17 protein-coding genes are annotated in these 21,203 nt (G+C 34.0%); 9 read left to right on the forward strand and 8 right to left on the reverse strand.

The genetic code is table 11. The annotated features are described in order from the left end of the window. Positions 1–8 precede the first annotated feature (8 nt). The 4 genes from ACTIEI_RS11940 (at position 9) to ACTIEI_RS11955 (ending at position 4,874) form a co-directional block, all read left to right on the forward strand. Positions 9–2,567, forward strand: a complete 2,559-nt coding sequence (locus tag ACTIEI_RS11940; protein ID WP_439506521.1) for a DUF5686 family protein — start codon at positions 9–11, stop codon at positions 2,565–2,567. Between the two features lie 41 nt (positions 2,568–2,608). Then, positions 2,609–3,340: a CDP-alcohol phosphatidyltransferase family protein gene (locus tag ACTIEI_RS11945; RefSeq protein ID WP_439506522.1), complete on the forward strand. Its 732-nt coding sequence runs from the start codon at positions 2,609–2,611 to the stop codon at positions 3,338–3,340. 43 nt (positions 3,341–3,383) lie between these two features. Beyond that, positions 3,384–3,938, forward strand: a complete 555-nt coding sequence (locus ACTIEI_RS11950; RefSeq protein ID WP_439506523.1) for a DUF4833 domain-containing protein — start codon at positions 3,384–3,386, stop codon at positions 3,936–3,938. 144 nt (positions 3,939–4,082) lie between these two features. Further along, positions 4,083–4,874: a phosphatase PAP2 family protein gene (locus ACTIEI_RS11955; RefSeq protein ID WP_439506524.1), complete on the forward strand. Its 792-nt coding sequence runs from the start codon at positions 4,083–4,085 to the stop codon at positions 4,872–4,874. Here the strand turns inward: ACTIEI_RS11955 and ACTIEI_RS11960 are convergent. The 5 genes from ACTIEI_RS11960 to pfkA form a co-directional block, all read right to left on the reverse strand. Beyond that, positions 4,867–5,487: a phosphatase PAP2-related protein gene (locus tag ACTIEI_RS11960; RefSeq protein ID WP_439506525.1), complete on the reverse strand. Its 621-nt coding sequence runs from the start codon at positions 5,485–5,487 to the stop codon at positions 4,867–4,869. The genes ACTIEI_RS11955 and ACTIEI_RS11960 overlap by 8 nt on opposite strands. Before the next feature lie 15 nt (positions 5,488–5,502). Then, positions 5,503–7,419 carry a glucosamine-6-phosphate deaminase gene (gene nagB, locus ACTIEI_RS11965; protein ID WP_439506526.1) on the reverse strand — a complete coding sequence of 639 codons (1,917 nt, stop codon included), beginning with the start codon at positions 7,417–7,419 and terminating at the stop codon, positions 5,503–5,505. A 73-nt stretch (positions 7,420–7,492) separates the two neighbouring features. Continuing rightward, positions 7,493–9,136, reverse strand: a complete 1,644-nt coding sequence (locus tag ACTIEI_RS11970) for a beta-N-acetylhexosaminidase (RefSeq protein ID WP_439506527.1) — start codon at positions 9,134–9,136, stop codon at positions 7,493–7,495. Between the two features lie 97 nt (positions 9,137–9,233). Continuing rightward, a complete protein-coding gene (gene pyk, locus ACTIEI_RS11975) occupies positions 9,234–10,724 on the reverse strand; it encodes a pyruvate kinase (protein WP_439506528.1) in 1,491 nt (496 codons plus the stop codon). A 28-nt stretch (positions 10,725–10,752) separates the two neighbouring features. After that, positions 10,753–11,736: a 6-phosphofructokinase gene (gene pfkA / locus ACTIEI_RS11980; protein ID WP_439506529.1), complete on the reverse strand. Its 984-nt coding sequence runs from the start codon at positions 11,734–11,736 to the stop codon at positions 10,753–10,755. 256 nt (positions 11,737–11,992) lie between these two features. Here pfkA and ACTIEI_RS11985 point away from each other — a divergent pair, with 256 nt between their 5' ends. The 4 genes from ACTIEI_RS11985 to ACTIEI_RS12000 all read left to right on the forward strand — a co-directional run bounded on the left by ACTIEI_RS11985 (position 11,993) and on the right by ACTIEI_RS12000 (position 16,617). Next, positions 11,993–14,287: a tetratricopeptide repeat-containing sensor histidine kinase gene (locus ACTIEI_RS11985; protein WP_439506530.1), complete on the forward strand. Its 2,295-nt coding sequence runs from the start codon at positions 11,993–11,995 to the stop codon at positions 14,285–14,287. A gap of 91 nt (positions 14,288–14,378) precedes the next feature. Continuing rightward, positions 14,379–14,891: a hypothetical protein gene (locus tag ACTIEI_RS11990; RefSeq protein ID WP_439506531.1), complete on the forward strand. Its 513-nt coding sequence runs from the start codon at positions 14,379–14,381 to the stop codon at positions 14,889–14,891. A 35-nt stretch (positions 14,892–14,926) separates the two neighbouring features. Next, positions 14,927–15,607 (forward strand): response regulator transcription factor, encoded by a 681-nt coding sequence (locus ACTIEI_RS11995; RefSeq protein WP_439506532.1) that lies wholly within the window; start codon positions 14,927–14,929, stop codon positions 15,605–15,607. A gap of 131 nt (positions 15,608–15,738) precedes the next feature. Further along, the gene (locus ACTIEI_RS12000; protein WP_439506533.1) at positions 15,739–16,617 is read left to right on the forward strand and encodes an SDR family oxidoreductase; all 879 of its coding nucleotides are present in this window, start codon (positions 15,739–15,741) and stop codon (positions 16,615–16,617) included. A 29-nt stretch (positions 16,618–16,646) separates the two neighbouring features. Here the strand turns inward: ACTIEI_RS12000 and ctlX are convergent, their stop codons facing one another. The 3 genes from ctlX to ACTIEI_RS12015 form a co-directional block, all read right to left on the reverse strand. Beyond that, positions 16,647–17,558: a citrulline utilization hydrolase CtlX gene (ctlX, locus tag ACTIEI_RS12005; RefSeq protein WP_439506534.1), complete on the reverse strand. Its 912-nt coding sequence runs from the start codon at positions 17,556–17,558 to the stop codon at positions 16,647–16,649. A 7-nt stretch (positions 17,559–17,565) separates the two neighbouring features. Beyond that, entirely contained in the window at positions 17,566–18,996 is a 1,431-nt protein-coding gene (locus ACTIEI_RS12010) for an arginine deiminase family protein (RefSeq protein ID WP_439506535.1), read from the reverse strand. Between the two features lie 223 nt (positions 18,997–19,219). Beyond that, positions 19,220–19,909 (reverse strand): spheroidene monooxygenase, encoded by a 690-nt coding sequence (locus ACTIEI_RS12015; RefSeq protein WP_439506536.1) that lies wholly within the window; start codon positions 19,907–19,909, stop codon positions 19,220–19,222. A 26-nt stretch (positions 19,910–19,935) separates the two neighbouring features. On the opposite strand from ACTIEI_RS12015, the gene hutI reads away from it, so the two are divergent. After that, positions 19,936–21,174 carry an imidazolonepropionase gene (hutI, locus tag ACTIEI_RS12020; protein ID WP_439506537.1) on the forward strand — a complete coding sequence of 413 codons (1,239 nt, stop codon included), beginning with the start codon at positions 19,936–19,938 and terminating at the stop codon, positions 21,172–21,174. Positions 21,175–21,203 lie beyond the last annotated feature (29 nt).

Raw genomic sequence — 21,203 nt, forward strand, 5'->3', positions numbered from 1 at the left:
TCTGTTAAATGAAAGTCAACAGGGTTTTTAAATTATTCTCATTATTCGTTGCATTATTTGTAACGAGCAATACATACGCACAAGAGACTGTAGTTAAAGGTATTGTTGTAGATTCTATCACCCAACGTCCTTTACAAGGGGTAAGTGTATATTTTTTAAAAGGACGCGGAGTAGTTACAGATAGCTTAGGAAGATATATGATTATCACGAATACTTCTATTAATAAAGTAGTTGTGTCTTCAGTTGGATTTAGGCAGGTTCAATTTACGGTGAACCGCTATAAAATGCAAGAGTTAAACATTGAGTTGGGGCCCGATCCAGCGCTATTAACTAATGTTACCGTAAATACAAATAAACGAGCAAAATATAGAAATAAGGATAATCCAGCAGTAGAATTGATTAGAAATGTAATTGAGAACAGAGAGAATAATCGGATAGCCAATTATGATTACGTTGAATATGAGCAATATGAAAAAATTCAAGCTGCTTTAAGCAACTCTAATGATAAAGTGACCAATTCTCGCTTATTGAAAAAATACAATTTCTTATTTGAGAATCGAGATAGTACCAAATTAAATGGTAAGGTTTTAATGCCTATTTACTTGGAAGAAAGACTTTCTAAGCAATACATGAGGAAAGATCCTTCTGCAACTAAATCATTCATTTTAGGAGAGAAGAAAGTTAATTTTGGAAGCTATATTGACAATGAAGGATTAAGTTCTTTATTGAATCGTTTGTATGAGAATATTGATATCTATGAAAATAATATTCCCATTTTTGCCTACCAATTTTTGAGCCCAATTGCTAATGCTGCTCCTACTTTTTATATGTATTATATCCGAGATACTATTACGGATGAATACGGAACTAAGCTAGTTAAATTGTATTTTACCCCACGTAATACCAATGATTTATTGTTCAGAGGTAATATGTTTATCACTTTAGATGGAAACTATGCAGTTCAGAAAATTAATATGTTTATTAGTAGAAATGCTAATATCAATTGGATCAAAGAACTACATGCTGATTTAGAGTTTGAACGTGGAGAAGACAAGCGCTATCATTTGGTTAAAAGTGATTTGATGGCCGATATGGGGCTAAGTAAAAATAGTACTAGCGGCGGTTTTTTTGGTGAACGTACGGTTTCTTATAAAGGGTTTGCATTTAACAAAACGAGGCCAGATAGTTTATTTCAAGGACCAGCAATGGTAAGAAATGAGGAAGTGATTGCTAAAATGCCCGATAGTTTTTGGCAAGCAAAAAGACATAATCCCTTATCAGGTCCAGAGTCTAAAGTGTATAGTAATATTGACAGCCTAGAAAAAATGCCTTCTTTTAGAAGAACCATGGCATTAATTACGCTATTGTTTGCTGGTTATGGCAATTTGGGGCCAGTTGAAATTGGACCAGTAAATACATTTTACAGCTTTAATCCAGTTGAAGGCTTTCGATTACGCTTTGGAGGCAGAACAACTCCTGCAATGAGTAAACGCTTATATTTTGAAACTTATGGTGCATATGGATTTAATGATAAACAATGGAAAGGGTTTCTTAGTGCAACTTATTCTCTAAACAATAAGTCAATTTATACATTCCCAATGAATTATATCCGGATTAGTGCTCAAAGTGATACTAAAATTCCTGGTCAAGATTTAGAGTTTGTTCAAGAAGATAACTTTCTACTTTCATTTAAACGTGGTAACAACGAACGTTGGTTATACAATAATATTTATCAGGCCGAATTTGTAAAAGAATTTAAAAGTAGATTCTCTTATAGTATTGGGTTTAAAAATTGGCATCAACAACCTGCAGGAATTTTAACCTACACAAAAACAACCAATGGTGCGCCTGAAAATGTTCAAAACGTCATCACTACAGAGTTGAACGCACAAGTTAGATGGGCACCTAATGAAAAATTTTATCAGGGTAAAATTTATCGTATTCCTATTTTTACCAAGTATCCCATATTTACTTTAAGTGCTGCAGCTGGTGTTAAGGGCTTGTTAGGAGGTCAATATAATTACCAAAAAGTAGATTTGAGAATTGAGAAAAGAAATTACATGGGAAGATTAGGATATGCTGATGCAACATTTGAGGCAGGCTATACATTTGGGCAAGTGCCTTTTCCTTTGTTAACCGTTCACAGAGCTAACCAAACTTTTGCCTATCAGTTGAATTCATACAATATGATGAACTTCTTAGAATTTGTTAGTGATCGTTACGCATCATTTACATGGGTTCAACATTTTATGGGTATTGTTTTCAATCGTATTCCCTTGTTGAAAAAGTTGAAGTTTAGGGAGGTCGCTTCTTTTAAAATTCTATACGGTGGGGTAAGAAGTGAAAATAACCCACTATTAAATTCATCCTTATTTGCTTTCCCAACAATAAACGGTGTTAATTCTACTTTTGCATTAGATCCTACAAAGCCTTATATGGAAGCTAGTGTTGGTGTTGAAAATATATTCAATATTCTAAGAGTTGATTTCGTTAAACGATTGAGTTATTTAGATAATCCAGGAATTTCACCTTATGGCATTAGGACAAGATTTAGGTTTGATTTTTAATTTGAGTCATTCATTTTTGAGATTGAATTAAACAATTATACATGAACCAGGCTAAACCCAAGTTTAGAGACAAAGTACAGCAACTCATTTACGTGATGATTAATCCATTGGTTAAGTTTCTAATTAAACTTGGATTAACTCCCAATGCAGTTACATTGATTGGATTGTTTTTAAATATTTTAGTAACTGCAATTTTTATAGAAGGGGCAGAGAAAGGCCATCGAGGAGAATTAAGTTATATTGGTTGGGCTGGGGCAATGGTTTTATTTGCAGGAATTTTTGATATGTTAGATGGGCAGGTTGCAAGGCTAGGAAAAATGTCCTCTTCTTTTGGTGCCCTGTTTGATTCAGTTTTAGATCGTTACAGTGAGTTAGTCTTGTTTTTAGGAATATGTTATTATTTAATTTCTCATCATTATTTTTATAGCTCTTTATTTGCTTTCATTGCTATGATTGGGTCTTTGATGGTTAGTTATACCAGAGCAAGGGCCGAAGGGTTAGGAGTAGAATGTAAAGAAGGTTTGATGCAAAGGCCAGAAAGAGTCATTACAATTGGGGTCACTGCAATTGCATGTGGTATAACTGCTTATTTTATTGGAGGGGAGTTTAAAATCTATTTGCCGGGAACCAAAGTACAGGTTTTTGAGACGATATCAGTTTTTACTGTACCATTAACGATAATGGCAGTACTTACCAACTATACTGCATTTAAACGTTTAATTGATGCTAAAGCTGCACTAGATATAAAAGATAAGAATAAACAAGATGCTTAATTCTGTGTTGATTAATGGATTATTTAAATATTTTTTTGAAAGAATGAGAATTTTAATTGTGTTATTGTGTTTGACTTTTTTTCACTCTGAAGGGTATGCAAAAATGCCTATCATGATTGACCCGCAGGATACTTTTCCTGTACCTGCCAATATAAAAAATCAATTGTTTTATTTACAAAGAACTACCAATACCAATACAGTGATTTATGCTTTGAATATAAGTGATAAAGGGGTTTTAGATGAAAGTAATCCAGTTAAAGTTTTTTGGATTAGATATCCAGAAGGGGGAATGCAGAAGGATTTAAATTTTATACAAAAAGCATTTGCTTATGGAACAACCTCTAAAAAAAACAAAGATGGAAGTTTTACCATTCATTTAGTTGCATATAAGAAAAAGGATTTCATCTTAAAGAAGTCTCCAATAGATAACACATATAAACTCTATACACTTATTAATAATAAAGAGTCTGAAATAAAAAGGGTATTCATTAAAATTGATCCGGGAGGTACATTATTTAATCCCAATATTGCTTATGTTGAAATGAAAGGCAAAGAAGCAATTAATAGTAGGCCCATCATGGAAAGATTTAAACCATAACGGAACAACAGTATGCCCCTCAATAAAAAATCAATCCATGCATCTTTGCTTGTGCTGTTTTTTTCAGCCTTATATTTATTGGTATCTTATTTTCTAATTGGATTCAAAACAGACCAATTGATATTGGTAGGTCTTTTTAATTGCATGTATTACTTGTCGGCAGTTACAAGAAAATTCATATTAGGATTTACGGTGTTTATTGTTTTTTGGATCATTTTTGATTACATGAAAGCATTTCCTAATTATGAGTACAATTCAGTTAGTATTGATCAACTCTATCAATTAGAAAAAAAGCTTTTTGGCTTCCAATTTAATGGGGTCCTAATTACCCCTAATGAGTATTGGCTATTAAATTATTCTAATGCGTTAGATATTGTTTCAGGTTTTTTTTATTTAAGCTGGATTCCGGTACCACTTACATTTGCAGGCATTTTATTTTTTTATAATAAACGAGAATTTTTCTATTTTTCTTTAACCTTCCTGTTGGTGAATTTATTGGGTTTCATTGTTTATTATATTTACCCCGCAGCACCGCCTTGGTATATTCAACAATATGGGGTTGATTTTATTCCTACAACAAAGGGGAACACAGCTGGACTTTCTAGATTCGATGCTTTTTTTGGTGTTGAAATATTTAAGGGGTTGTACGAAAAAAGTTCGAATGTATTTGCTGCAATGCCTTCTCTACATTCTGCATATCCACTCATCGTATTATACTATGGTATCCGTAATAAATTAGGTTGGGTTAATCTTGTTTTAGCTGCCATTACTTTTGGCATTTGGTTCGCAGCAGTTTATAGTAGTCATCATTATGTTTTAGATGTACTTGCCGGAATCACTTGTGCCTTATTTGGTATTTGGTTATTCCAAAGAGTGTTACATAGCAAAGGTTGGGTTCATAATGCTATTGAGAAAGCAGTGAAAGCCCTTAGTTAAAGGGAGCACAAATTCTTTTTGCAATCGGTACCAATATAAAAGGGAAAATAAACGCAGCAATTACATCAATTGTATAATGCACATGTTGAATCAATACCAATATACCCACAATAATTGCGCTGGTAAATACAATAACTTGATCTCTTCTTTCCTTTAAACATAATGCTAAACAAACAAGGGTTGCTGTATGACCTGAGAAAAATAAATCTTTAGTAATAAATTTTGCACCATAAAAACTATTGGTAATGGGATCAATTAATTCAATTAAATCAGCTGGAGGTTCAAGTGGAACAAGATATATGCTGATTATTCTTGAAATGGATAAAACATTAAATCCCCATAAAATCAATAACATTAATGCAGGGTCTTTAAAACTTTTAACCAGATACCATAAGCTTATAGACCAAATAATGATAAACGTAGGAATAGATACGTTGGCACTTTGAATGAAATCTAAAACAAGATCATCTATTAAAATTCCTTTTCTTGCTTCAATAAAAGCAAAATAATAGGGTAGAAAAGCAATTAGTAGGCCCAATAGAATAATACCAGCCGCCAATTTATTGCGAAATGAATTATTTCTTAAAAATTGGCCCCATGTCTTTTTCGTCATTCGGCAAAAGTAGTGCTAGTAATGCCAACGAACAAATGCTTCCATTGCTGCATATTTGGTCATGCCAAGTGCAGCATATAAATTGGCTGTATTAGCATTTCTATCTTCAGCTCTTTGCCAAAACTCTCTATTGTCTGCTCCTTGAAAGGGAACCATGTCTTTTTGAGATTGATGGATAAATATGCCAAAACGTTTTTTCTTAACCTGATCTGGGCTCATTGGTATAGCCATTTCTATTTCTGCAATATCCCATTCTTGCCATGCACCTTTATAAAGCCAAACCCAACAGTTTTTAACCCAGTCATCGCCTGCGGCTTTAATCCGCCTAAGCGCTTCAAAAATTGCTTCTAAACATACTCTATGTGTGCCATGCGGATCGGCTAAATCACCCGCACAATAAACCTGGTGTGGCTTGATTTTTCTAAGCAATTCCATGGTGATTAATATATCTTCTTCACCCAATGGTTTTTTTTCGATAGTGCCTGTTTCATAAAATGGCATATTCATAAAATGCCAACGGCCTTCTGGTAATCCAACATATCTACAAGTAGCTTTTGCTTCGCCTCTTCTTATCAAGCCTTTTACGGCCCTGATTTCTCTTGTGTCCATTTGGTCTTTTTTCTTCGAAGCAATAAACCTTTCAGCTGAAGATAGTTGTTCAATACTCTTGCTATTGTCCATTCCAAACATTTCTTCAAAACCTACCGCGAAGTCAATGAATCGGGTAACAAACTCATCGGTAACTGCAATATTACCGCTGGTTTGATAGGCAACATGTACTTCATGTCCTTGGTCATGTAATCGCATAAATGTGCCACCCATACTGATGATATCATCATCTGGGTGAGGTGAAAAAATTAAACAACGTTTTGGATGTGGTTCCGATCTTTCAGGGTGTGCCGGAATAACTGCATTTGGCTTACCACCAGGCCATCCTGTAATCGTATCTCTTAGCATGTAAAATACCTGTAAGTTTATTTCGTAGGCATCATCTTGCTCAACTAATAAATCGGAAAGTCCATTCTCTGTATAATCTAAAGTTGTTAAGCTCAATACAGATTTATTTAGCTTTAGTGCAAGATTTACAACAGCTCTTTTAATCATTGAATTGGTCCATTCACATTCTCCTGTTAACCAGGGTGATTTTATCCTAGTTAGCTCACTTGAAGCAGCTTGATCAATTATGAATGTGCAATCATTGTGTTGTTGTAAAATACTTGCTGGTATGCTCTCTGTTACATTTCCTTCTACTGCTTTCGCAACAATACTTGCTTTGTTTCCCCATGCTAGTAGGATAATTTTTTTTGCTTTTAAAATGCTACTAATTCCCATCGTAACGGCTAAGCGTGGAACTTTAGATATAGTTTCAAATTCATAGGAATTGGCAATTCTTGTACTATTCTCCAAATTGACTAATCTTGTTTTTGATAAGATACTTGCGCCAGGTTCATTAAAACCAATATGACCGTTTTGACCTATTCCTAAAATCTGTAAATCAATACCACCAGCTGCTTCAATTGCTTGTTCATAGGAGGCACAGTAGTTTTTCATTTCTTCTTTTGGTGCATTTCCATTTGGCAAATGAATATTTAGGGGATCTATATCAATATGATTAAACAAGTTTCTATGCATGAAGCTCCAATAACTTTGGTATGCATCTTTATCAATAGGGTAGTATTCGTCTAAATTAAAAGTGATTACATTTTTAAAGCTCAATCCTTCTTCACGATGCATTCTTACTAACTCTGCATACATTTTAATAGGAGTAGAGCCTGTTGCCATACCTAGAACAACCATTTCTCCTCTGGAAGATTTTTGTTTAATCAAATTAGCTATTTGTTGGGCTGCATAAACAGAACCTTCTGCTGCTGTTGGATAAATTTTCACTTCAATCTTCTCAAAAGAGTCTACCATATTTAATTTGTTTTGCATGGCTAATATACGTTAAAGCGTCATAAATCTGCATTAAAATAGCAGTATTTTGCGGTATTTTATTGTTTTTTACTTAATTCGGGGTGTTGTTTACAGGATCAAAATAGGCTCTGCTGTAATTGATGCCCAACCAGTCATATCTCTTGAATTGGTTCATTAACCTTTTTTCAAAATTTGGCCAATTTTTTTGTTCCTTAGGTGTCCAAAGTACTTCACTTAAAGCGCTCATTCTAGGAAAAATCTGATATTCAACTTTATTAGTATTCGTCATATATTCGGTCCAAACATTGGCTTGAGCGCCTAAAACATATTTGGCATCTTCGGCAGAGAGCGCTTTTGGGATAGGGTCATAAGTGTATACTTTTTGAACAGTAGTATATCCACCAATTGTTACTGAATCTTCATTCTTGGTTTGTTTATGATCAAAGTACATCCAACCACCTGGGGTCATAATTACATTGTGTTTTTGTTTAGCAGCTTCTATACCACCTGCTTCTCCTCTCCAACTCATAACCGTTGCATTAGGAGCAAGTCCCCCTTCTAGTATTTCATCCCAACCTATAATTTGTTTACCCTTGCTGTTTAAAAATTTTTCAACTCGTTGAATAAAATAACTCTGCAAGCCATGTTCATCTTTTAATCCCTTTTCTTTAATTAGTTTTTGACAGAAATCTGATTTTTTCCAAGCTTCTTTAGGACATTCATCGCCGCCAATATGAATGTATTTTGATGGGAATAATTGAATTACTTCATCAAATACATTTTCTAAGAATTTAAAAGTAGTTTCAGTTGGCGCAAAAACATCTTCGAATACACCCCAGGTTTGTTGTACTTGTTTACCTTTAGTAGATCCATTCCAGGCAATTTTAGCTGGCACTTTTGTACTAGAATCTGGAAAACAACTTAATTCTGGGTAAGCCGCAATTGCAGCGGAAGAATGTCCTGGTAATTCAATTTCAGGGATAACTTCTACATATCTATCTGCTGCATATTTTACAATTTCTCTAATTTGGGTTTGCGTATAGTATCCACCATAACGAGTATTGGTATTACCTGTTCCTGGGTACCTGCCAATGGTAGTTCCATTTCTATAAGCACCTACTGATGTTAATTTTGGATATTTCTTTATTTCGATTCTCCATCCCTGATCTTCTGTTAAATGCCAATGAAAAGTATTCATCTTATGCATCGCAATAAAATCAATATATTTTTTTAAGAACTCTACTGGAAAGAAATGTCTAGCAACGTCTAAATGCATACCTCGGTAAGCAAATCTTGGTTGGTCTTTCACCCATAATTGGGGAATTGCAAGGATATTTGTTTTGGCAAAAGGGAATAATTGAATTAATGACTGAACGCCGTAAAATACCCCAGTTTCATTGTCTCCCTCTATAACAACGCCATTATTTTTTACTTCTAAGTGATATGCCCCAGCAATAGGATAATCTAGTCTTGCATACGATAAAACGATATTGCCATTATTGTTTGCTGTAGTTGAAATAGGTAAAACCAATCCATACATTTTCTTTAAATATGCTTGGAGAAATTTAGCAGATTTATCTAATCCACCTCCTTTGGTAACTATTACTGTTTTACTATTCACTAAAAAATTTCCTTGTCCCATTTTTAATTCCAGTGGTTGTGGAATAATTGGGCTATCCTGTGAAAAAACAGATAATGTGCAGAATAAGCAAATGATTAGTAAGCAATGCTTCATGGTTATAGTGTTCGTTAGGAGATAAAAATAAAAAAGATTCCTCTGAATGAGGAATCTTTTATTCTGTTATATGAAAAGACCTTTATTGTTTAAGCTACTAAATTACTTTAGTAAGTTTAATCAAATTGGTTGGCAAATGTTGATCAATTGGAGTACTACCTGTGTTGATAACAGCATCACCTGATTTTACAAAACCTCTTTGTTTTAAAATATCAATTTGATCTGCTACAATATCATCTAAGCTTTCTTCTTCTGCATAATGAAATGCCCGTACGCCCCAACTTAAACTCAATTGATTTACTAATGATTTTTCTTTAGTAAAAATAAATAGGGGAGAAGATGGTCTGTAACTGCTTAACATAAATGCAGTATAACCACTCAATGTCATACCTATAAGTGCATTTGCAGAAACGTCTTCAGCCATTTTAGCTGCATTGTAACAAACAGCATCACTGTAAAATGAAGGTGAATGTGGTTGTGGTTTTAAGTCTTCTGATCTATTGTATCTGTATTCCTTTTTCTCAACCTCTACAATAATTTTACGCATGGTTTCTACTACTAAAGCGGGATGTTGACCTGCTGCAGTTTCACCACTTAGCATTACCGCATCTGCTCCTTCTAGTACTGCATTGGCAACGTCTGTAATTTCGCTTCTATTGGGCTTAACTCTGTCTATCATGCTCTCCATCATTTGAGTAGCTACAATAACTGGCTTAGCGCGATGAATACACTTTCGGATCAATTCTTTTTGAATCAATGGAATTTGTTCAACTGGAAGCTCTACTCCCAAATCACCACGAGCAACCATGATGGCATCACTTTCTAAAATAATGTCACGAATATTCACCAAGGCTTCTGGTTTTTCAATCTTCGCTATTATTTTAGTTTTACTTTTTTTCTCGTCTAACTTGCTTCTTAAAATAACAATGTCTTTAACACTTCTTACAAAGCTTAATGCTACCCAATCGCATTGTTGTTCAATAATAAATTCCAAGTCTATTAAATCCTTTTCTGTTAAAGCAGGTAAAGAAATTTTGGTATCAGGTAAGTTTAATCCTTTCTTAGAAGATAATATGCCACCTAATGTAACAACTACTTTTACATCCCCATTTTTTTCTATGCCAGTAACTTTCACTTCAATCTTACCATCGTCTATCATTATCAGGTTTCCAATCACTACATCGCCAGCAAGATTGGGATAGGAAACATAAATTTTCTCTTTGGTACCAATGCATTTTTCGTTGGTAAAAGTTAAAATATCTCCCACTTGTAGGTCTAATGCATTATTCTCAATTTCTCCCACTCTAAGTTTAGGACCTTGTAAATCGGCTAAAATAGCAATATTGTATGGCTGTGTTTTGTTGATATTTCTGATATGATCAATAATTGCCAACTTGTCTTCGTGACTACCATGCGAAAAATTTAATCTAAATACGTTTACGCCGGCTTTTACGAGATTTAATAATTGATCGTATGAATCACAAGCAGGTCCTACCGTTGCAACAATTTTTGTTTTATGCATCACGTGCTTAATGCCCGCTTCTCTATCCATTTCTTTGTGCAAGTACTTCTCTAAATTCTTTGACATTTTGTTGTTTTAATTTTTTATTGAGGGGTTAACTAGCTAATATTTTTACAATTCTGAGCCAATCTTCAGAAATTTTTTGTTTGGCTTTAATTGCATGGTCTAATGGAGTGTAGTGTAATTGATTATTTAAAATACCCACCATGACATTATGGGTGCCATTTATTAAACATTCAACTGCGGCAAATCCCATTCTACTTGCAATTAATCTATCTAAACAAGTAGGAGATCCTCCTCTTTGAATATGACCTAAAATACAAACTCTTGTATCTGCGTTTGGAAGCCTTTTCTTAATGATGCTAGAAATTTCATTAGCACCATATTTATCACCTTCTGCAACTACAATAATGTTCACTAATTTCTTTCTTTTTTCTTGTTCAGATAAAGACTGAATGAGTTCTTCAATATCTGTTTCTGTTTCTGGAATCAATATGTTTTCTGCTCCTGTAGCAATACCACTGTGTAATGCAATATAACCAGCATCACGCCCCATTACTTCAACAATGAATAATCGATCGTGTGCATCGGCCGTATCCCTTATTTTGTCAATGGCATCTACGGCAGTATTAACAGCAGTGTCAAATCCAATGGTAAAATCACTGCCTGCAATGTCTTTATCTATCGTTCCTGGTAATCCAATACATGGGATATCAAATTCATTACTGAATTTTTGTGCACCTTTAAAACTACCATCCCCTCCAATAATTACAAGCCCATCTATTCCTCTTTTCTTAAGGTTTTCATAAGCTAATTTTCTGCCATCTGGTTCCATAAAAACCATCGATCTAGCCGTTTTTAAAATAGTGCCACCTCTTTGAATGATATTGGCAACAGATCTAGAGTTCATAGGTACAATATCATCATCTATCATTCCACTATATCCTCTCATGATACCGAAAACTTCTAATCCATTATAATTTCCCGTTCTAACTACAGCTCTGATGGCGGCATTCATTCCTGGTGCGTCACCGCCAGAAGTTAATACGCCAATCTTACTTACTTTTTTACTACCCATGTTTCTCAATCGCTTTAATTATATAAGACAATCTTTTCTAAACTTAATGTGTATTGAATACACGGAATTCCAAAAATACGGATTTGAAAGCACATTGCCTTGGGGATATATCATCTGATTTGAGGGTGGATAGAATAAAAAAATGCTTACTAACGTACGTTAGTTCAATGTGCCAACTTAACGTTAATTTTCATAAACTTTCAGTTATATACGGAATGTTTTATATTTAAATATTGCCATCTTAAATTTTGCATATATGCGTTTTATTTTTTCTCTCTTTTTTTTCTTGCTGAGTTTTTCTATACATGCGCAACAAAAAGAAATTGATAGTTTAAAAGTTTTACTAAACTCAGAAAAAAATGACAGCCTTAAAATTTTGATTTATTACGATATAGCAAAAAAAAATGCGCCTATCAATCAAAATGAATTTACAACATATTTCAATAAAGGGATTCAACTTTCACAAAAAAGAACTAATCCCTATTTGTTTCAACTTGGTATAAATGAATATGCAATTCAATTATTTTTAAAAGGGGAATATCAAAAAGCAATTTCTATACTAGATAATTCTATTGCTTCTGGAAGCAAGATGACTATCAGCAATGAATTTGCGCGCAGTAATTTCATTAAAGGATCTGTTTTAAATGGCTTAAAAGACTATACTGGGTCAATTAATCAATATAAAATCGCCTTTTCATTATTTAAATTTTTGGGTAACAATCTCAGACTCGGAAATATTAGTCAAAATATTGGGAATAATTATTTTTCAACAGGTAATTTAGAAAATGCAATCAAATATTACTTTGATGCTATAGAATATTACGAGAAGGTAAACAATAATGAAGGATTAGCTCAAATTTATTCTAATCTAGGAGTTATCAATGTTAATCAGAAAAATTTTGATATAGCTGCAGGTTATTATAAAAAAGCAATTCAGATATATACAATTTTAAAGAATCAAAATGGAATATTGTTAATTAATAACAATATTAGTAGCTTATATCATGGGCAAAAAAAGTATGTAGAAGCAATACCAATTCTAAAACAAAACTTAAGTTTATCAAAGCAAATCAATAATACTAAAATTGAAACAGCCACGCTTTCCACATTAGCTAGTTGTTATGAAAGGTTAGGAGATACTTTGAATGCTACTTTGTATTTCAATGAATTATTTAATGCCCTTGGAAAGTATAAAGACAATGAAGCTTTAATAATTGCATATAACAATTATGCCATGTTCTTGAGTGGTCTTAATAAAATTGATAATGCTATTGATATTCAAAAGAATGCAATTGATTTAGCTAAATCAGACATTTCGTTCAAAAAGTTTCTACACAGCTTGTATGCAACGATGTCTGCTTTTTATGCAGAAAAGAAAGATTTTTCAACGGCATTTAGCTTTAAGGATTCACAATTTATATATAAAGAAAATATCATTAATGAAACTGCTAACGCTAAACTCCTTGAACTACAGACGAAATACGAGACAAGTCAAAAAGAAAATAAAATCAAACTACTCTCAAGAGAAGATTCAATTAATAATTTAAAAATTTTAAACCAACAATTATTAATCAACCAAGCTAATTTTCAGCTTACCCAACAGAAACTTGCATTAACAGGAGCTCAACTTCGTTTGGCTGAAGATAGTTTACTATTGTTTAGTCAGAATGAAATTATCCTTAATAATCAATTAGAAGCCGCCCTTAAAACAGATAAAATTAATGAACTTACCAAAACAGGATTAAGGAAAGAATTGGTTTTGCAAAAACAAGAATCGGCAATAAAGCAAAAAAATACAACAATATTAATTATTGTGATTCTTGCCCTTTTATTATCCTTGACCGGATTTGTATTTTACAAGAAAAAGCAAATCGAGCAAAAACGGGTATTTGAAAAAGCCCAAGCGAAACAAAGAGAAGATTTAGCTAAAGCAGTAATTGAGGCGGAGGAGTCTGAAAGAAAACGAATTGCGGGTGATTTACATGATGGCATTGGCCAACTATTTAGCGCTGTTAAAATGAATTTGAATGGATTATTAGAACGAGTTGATTTGCCAAAAACGGAAGATAAGTTTTTGGCTGAGAAAACATTGGCTCTAGTAGAAGAAAGCTGTAAAGAAGTAAGGGTTTTAAGTCATAAAATGATGCCTAATTTTCTATTGAAATCAGGTATTGCTAGTGATATTAGAAGTTTTATCGAAAAAATAGATGAACAAAAATTAAAGATTCACTTTGAATCTATCGGATTCAAAGATCAACTGGAGTTTAATGAAGAAGTTATATTGTATAGGGTAATTCAAGAGCTCATTAACAACGTTATTAAACATGCAAATGCAAATGAATTGGGATTAATTCTTGAAAAGACTAGCCATCAAATTAGTGTGATTTTAACCGATAATGGAGTTGGTTTTAATTATGAAGAAGGTAAAGCAAAAGATGGGCTAGGCTTGAAAAATATCTTAATTAGGGTAGCTTATTTAAAGGGTAATATTCAATTCTCCCCTAATATGCCAAGCGGAACAAAGGTTCAAATTACAATCCCCATCACTTAAAATACTACATATGAGTTATTGAATACCCAATGCTGATTAATCATTTTTGTATAGTTAAATTTTAAAACAGTAAATAATTAAACAAACAAAAATGAAAAAGCTTCTATTAATCCTTTGTGTTAGTCTTTTTACCATGAGTGCATGTAATAAAGAGGGTGATTCGCCCAATGATCAATCTATTGCTGGCTGGACTTTAGGAGGGAGTAATTTTAGTCAAGTTTTATCTCGGAAAGTTCCTTCAGGTGTTTTTGTTGCATATCAAGCATGGGATAAAATTCCAACTTCTGCTGAAAGTGCTGCCAACTCAAATTCATTTGTAGCTTTAAATGGAGTGTCGGTTTTGTTTAAATCGACTCCAACAGCAGGGAAATATAAAATTGTTATTACGCCCGATCCGTCAATGCTTAATGCGGATGAATTAATGATTAGTGTAGAAGATAAGACAAGAAATAAACGTTATGCATCAACTGCAACTTCTGTTTTAGCTGATGTTACGGTTAATGGTGGGAAAGTAACTATTAAGGTTCCCACTACAAAAGTATTACAACAGGGTTTATTAGGTGGAGAAACACTAGATTTTTCATGTACATTGGTTGAGCAATAATTAGTCCTTTGAGCCTAGTATATTAAAATATTATTATGGATAAGATTCGAGTTGCCATTGTTGATGATAAAAGATTTTTGCGATCTAATTTGGCAGATCAGCTCCAATATTCAAATCAAATTGAAGTTGTTTTAACAGCCGGGAACGGGATTGATTTTCTTCAACAAATGGAAAATCTTTCAAGTACTCAATATCCTTTAGTTGTTCTCATGGATATTGAAATGCCGGAAATGGATGGCTTAGAAACGGTGTTGATTGCAAAGGAAATTTATCCTGATATACAATTTTTGATGCTAACCGCATTCAGTGAAGACGAAAAAATATTTGAAGCGGTTAAAGTAGGCGCAAGTGGTTACCTTTTAAAAGATGAATCAATTTCAAAAATCATTGCTTTCATTAAAGAATTATTAAATGAAGGCACTGTTCCAATGTCTCCAATTGTTGCAAGGAAGACTTTAATGATGCTAAAATCTGTCAACAATCATGATTTGCCTGAAAATAAAGCTGTGACGCCTTCTGTTTTGTCTGAAAGGGAAATGCAAATTTTGGAAGGTATTGTAGACGGCTTAAACTATCATCAGGTTGCCGATAAGTTATTTATCAGTCCGCATACGGTACGAAAGCATATAGCCAATATTTACGAAAAGCTACATGTTTCAAACAAAACTGCCGCTATAAAGATTGCACTAAAAAAAAATTGGTTTAAACGATCATAGTTCCAGATCCTACTTATCTTAAATTCATTATTATTTTATTATACAATCAGAGGGGGATTGTATTTTAAATAGAAGGCGCCAACTGGCGCCTTCTGCATTTTTAGTATATGTATTTTTCGTAGCATTGCCATATGAAAATAGCAATAACCGGCGCTAATGGATTTACTGGTCAACATGTTACTCAATTCTTCGCAAATAAAGGATTTCAAGTACATGCAATTTCTAGGGGAGTCGCTCGATTTGCAATACAAAGTCCAATTCAATATCATTCTTGCGATCTTACTGATATGCCTTCTGTTGAAATGGTATTTGATAGTATTCGACCCGATTGGATTATTCATATTGCCGCAATGAGTAAACCCGATGAATGCCATGTTAATCGAGAAAATTGTTTATTGCAGAATGTGCAGGCTACTATTCATTTAGGTGAAGCCGCATTGAAATATCAATCTAGATTTATCTATTTTTCTACCGATTTTATTTTTGGTGAAAATGGACCTCATGGTGAAGAAGATCAAGCAGCTCCGCTTAATTTTTACGGTGAAAGTAAATTACAAGCAGAAATTTGGGTGAAAGAGCATATACCGCATTATGTGATTGTAAGGCCCGTTTTTATTTATGGTCCTGAGTTGCCTGGTTCTAGACCAAGTTTTATTCAATGGGTGCAAAAACAGTTATTGCAAGGGAACTCAATTAAAGTGGTTAATGATCAGCAACGAACCCCCACTTTTGTAAATGATATATGTGAAGGCTTAGAAACAATCATTGTGGAAAACCATAATGGAATTTTTCATTTGGCTGGAGCTGAAATTATTACCCCATACGAAATGGCGCTAGAAGTTGCGAATTGCTTGTCTTTGAATCACCATTTAATTGAAGCCGTAGACAGTAGTAGTTTTCCTGAACCTGTAAAAAGGGCTAAACAATCTGGACTTAAAATTGATAAAGCTTGTAAGATATTAAACTACAAACCCCACTCTTTTGCAGAGGGGGTTCGTAAAAGTTTCTAAGGTTGTTAGTGTATCAATAATAAACCATACTATTTTAGTGGTAAGAATATTTCAGCCATCATACACCTAGCACTACCACCACCGTTGGTTTCGATAGTCGTAATATCGCTATGTATGATTTTATTGAACACATGAATCTTATCTATTTGGTCGGGTCTTAATGCATTAAATGCTTGGCTAGACATGACTAAAAATTTCTCTCCCTTAGCATTATGAACTTGTAACATATTCCCAGCAAATCGATTCATCTGACTAAAATCAATTTCAATGATTATTTTTCCTGAGTGTTGTATTGAGGCAATTACATTATTTTTTTCTGCAACATCTTTAATGGAGTCTAAACAAATGACAACATAATCATCGGCCACGCACATCATAACGTTTGTATGATAAATAGGATCACCTGCTGCGTCTACTGCAACAAATGATACTCCTCTATAATGCATGGTTGTACAAAATTCATCTAAAACCGATTGATTTGTTCTAGGGGAGAGGCAAGCATAGGCAATTTTATTTTCTCGGTCCAGGACCATGCTGCCAGTGCCTTCTAGAAAAAGTGAGTCATTTTCATGTCTTGTAAAATCATTGGTATGCTTGATTACAAATTTTTGTTGAATGGCTGTTAAAACAGAGGGTTTTCTTTCTAATCTTCGATTTGTTGCAAACATAGGGTAGAGGCATATGCTTCCATCATCATGAAAAGAAATCCAATTGTTTGGGAAAATAGAGTCAGGAGTATGCGGATTTGGGCTATCTTCTACCACTGTAACGTCTATATCATGGGCTCTTAAAACAGTGATGAATTGTTCAAATTCTTCTCTGGCCTTAGTTTGTACGTTAGATTGATCTGATTTGTTTTGAAAACTATTGTTGACTGCTGTTTCATCATTAAAACTGAAATGAACAGGTTGTATCATTAATAAGTGACTAGTATGTTGCATAGTTGATTTAATTAATTGGTTCTCTCCAGAGTGGCATACTCATGCAATGAAATCCACCTCTTGCTCTAGATAATTCAGCAGATGGCATTAAAATAAAAGTATCTTTTATTTGGTCGGTACTGATACTGCCATCCTCTAATTTTTGTAATAATTCTTTTACTCCAATAATAGTAAAACCCGCATTTCTGAATGCTTCGGTGGTTTTATCATTTCTATCGTAACCCAAAACAACCCCTTCTTTTAAGGCTAATAAATTACAAGAGTCTGTCCATTGTTCTCTTGCACTGTAGGGGAATTCGTTGTTTCCAGAAAAAATAAACCGTACTTCATTGGTACATTTTAAATCCGTTTTACTAATATCTACCAATAAGTCTTCTAAGCTTTCAAATGAAATAGGATTTTCGGGATTACTTCTATGAAATTGTAAAATTTTAATCTTTTCTTCCTTTTTAATTTCAAGAATTCTTTCTACTGCAGATTCGTCTTCATGCTTCACCGCTTTTCTAGAGAAGTTTCCTAACATGACCCATACATCTCTTTTTACTTGTGTAAAAACAGTGTCTATATGCATGTAATCTCTTTTCTTAGGAATTTTTACGATGGTAACTTTGTCCATCAATCCCATTTCAAAAAGGGTTTGTGTTATTTTAACAGCAGCTTCTGATGAAGTTCTTTCACTTACACCCACCAGAATATGATGCTCACTCACAACCATGATATCCCCACCCTCTAAAGTGATTTTTCTTTCATCGTCTTCTTTTGGTAATAAAAAGCTATGATGCGAATCGGATAATTCGATTATTTTCTTTGTATAGTCTGCAAATAAAGGATGGTTAAAGAAAATATATTTTGCCAACAAAGCTTCTCTAGTTCTAGCTTTCTTTGCGGGCTTATTTAATAACACATGGTCCTTAATGGTTATTCCAATATCTCGTGTGAAAATAAAGTTGGGAATTGGCGCAAATAAAAGTTGTCTTTCTTGTGAAGTTCCAGAGATAAGGGTTTTTGCCAATTCAGTTGGTTCGTAATTCAACAGTTCATTTTGAATTTGATAAGTACATCCTTCAATTGCACAAACAGAGGACACCAATTTTGTTTTGATATCTTTATTTTCAAGTAGTTCAGATAAAAGCCATTGTAGTTCAATTACTTTATCTGATTTATAAAAACCGCTGTGTTCTGGTTTATAAAAACCACGATTATTTTGAACATGATCTATCTCGCTTAATTTCCCCTTTATTTTTTCTGGATCTAAGAAATAGAGTAAAATTTTAGTGTAATAATCGTACTCATCTTTTCTAATGGTGTCTAAATGTACAATGTCTTCAAAAAGCCAATCTTGGGCTTTTGATGGAACTACTTTTCCTAATCCACTATCAGGACTATGTACCAATAATCGTTTTAGGGTGCCAATTTCGGAAGTAACAGAAACTTTCATATGATGTTTTATAAATGCTTAATAATAGTTAGATACTTTGCGTAATGATAATTTACTCAAAGCAATAGACATGATTTAGTAGTCTATTTAAATTATAATAAACGAACTCTTAAGATAAATAAACGCGCGTCAATGATCGGGCATTGGGTTCAAGCCCCTGTACATCCAAGCAAAATGGGATGTTAAAAAAGATATGGTAGAACAATGGTTCACTAAATGCAAATTACAATTTTATTTCAAATGGCAATTTCCCATTTAAACTGCCAGACGATTTCAAGGGTTTAAAACGAACAAACATATCTTCCGTATACCATTTCTCTTGATGGGTTTTCTTCACTACTTCAGCATGTTCTTTCATCTTATAAGCAAATTGTCTCATTTGTTCTTTGCTCTCCCAAATACTAAATGTAGCTTGTTTTATCCACGGCACTTCTCCAATTCCTACCGAAGTAACGAATCCCTCTGCGCTGGCCATTTGATTAGCAATTGCATCTACATGAGACCAAAAACGGCCTAATTGTGAAAGTCTAATGGTTGCCCTGGTTAGAATCCCAATTGGGCCTTCATAGTTAGTTTGTTTGGGTAAAGAACCGAATACTTCTTTGCCATCCCAAGTACCATGTCCTTCAATCGGCTCAAGTTGTAGCTCCCATATTTCTACACCAAATAATTTCCACCATGCTTTAACAAAGGTTGGTCTAAAGCCGGCATTAGCTGTTTCGCTTATACTTAATAAAGCCCATTGTCTCCAATCAGGTGTTTTGTCGAAAGTGCCATTGCGGCCACAACCCATTAGTTTGTAGAAATGAATTTTACTGCTAAGCCAAAGCGGAAGTCTAAATAAAGCCATTGATAAAAAACCAGCCCAACCCAAATAACTGGGGTACCTAACTATACTTAAAGTAGCAATCATACATTAAATTAAACTAATTTTCGGCAATGAAAAGGGTCATACAACATATCAAACATTTGGTTAACACCAGAACCAATTCAATAGTTGTAAGGGGGGCAGCACTTTCGCAACTTCCAATCATCGAAAATGCATTTATAGTAGTTGAAAATGGGATTATTCAAGCATATGGCACTATGCATGAATTAACTGTTGATCATCTGTCTGGGGCTGAAGTGATTGATGCCGCCGGTTCATCGGTTCTTCCTTGTTGGTGCGACAGCCATACACATTTGGTTTTTGCAGCAAGCAGAGAAGATGAGTTTGTTCATAAAATTAATGGGCTAACCTATGCTGAAATTGCAGCAAAAGGGGGTGGAATACTAAATTCTGCAAGAAAAATAGCCCAATCAACCGAATCCGAATTGTATTTGCAAGCAATGACAAGATTGAACGAGTTGATGAAACTGGGAACAGGTGCTATTGAAATCAAAAGCGGATATGGGCTTAATACAGAAAACGAATTGAAAATGCTGCGCGTTATTAAACGCATAAAGGAAACTGCTCCTATTCCGGTGAAAGCAAGTTTTTTAGGTGCGCATACATATCCTTTGGAATTTAGGGAAAATCACGATGGTTACATTAATCAAATAATCGATGAAATGTTACCGATCATTGCAAAAGAGCAACTGGCAGACTATATAGATGTTTTTTGCGAAGAGGGATTTTTTAGCGTAGCTGAAGCCCAGCGAATTTGTGAAGCTGGTATAGCATATGGACTAAAACCCAAAATTCATGCGAATCAATTAAATGCGTCGGGTGGGGTAGAGCTAGGGGTAAAATTGGGTGCTATTTCTGTTGATCATCTTGAAACCATGAATGATTCAGCAATCAACGCATTATGCCAATCGAATACGATTGGTACTTTACTACCAACAGCAGCTTTTTTTCTAAGAATGCCTTACCAGCCAGCAAGAACACTAATCAATGCAAATACAGCTTTGGCACTTGCATCAGATTTTAATCCAGGCTCTAGTCCAAGTGGAAATATGAATTTTGTGGTTGCGCTTAGTTGCATACAAATGAAGATGTTACCAGAAGAAGCCATCAACGCAGCAACAATCAATGGTGCTTTTGCTATGGAATTAGCAAATGAAGTAGGTAGTGTCACCATTGGTAAGCGGGCCAATTTAATTTTCACACACCCCATTCCTTCATTGGCCTATATGCCTTATGCTTTTGGGAGTAATTTGATTAAAAAGGTTATGATTAATGGTCAGTTTATTTAATTATATTTAAGTAACAGAATTGATCAATT

This window comes from Sediminibacterium sp., assembly GCF_051860225.1.
In the GTDB taxonomy this organism is placed as follows: Bacteria; Bacteroidota; Bacteroidia; order Chitinophagales; family Chitinophagaceae; genus Sediminibacterium.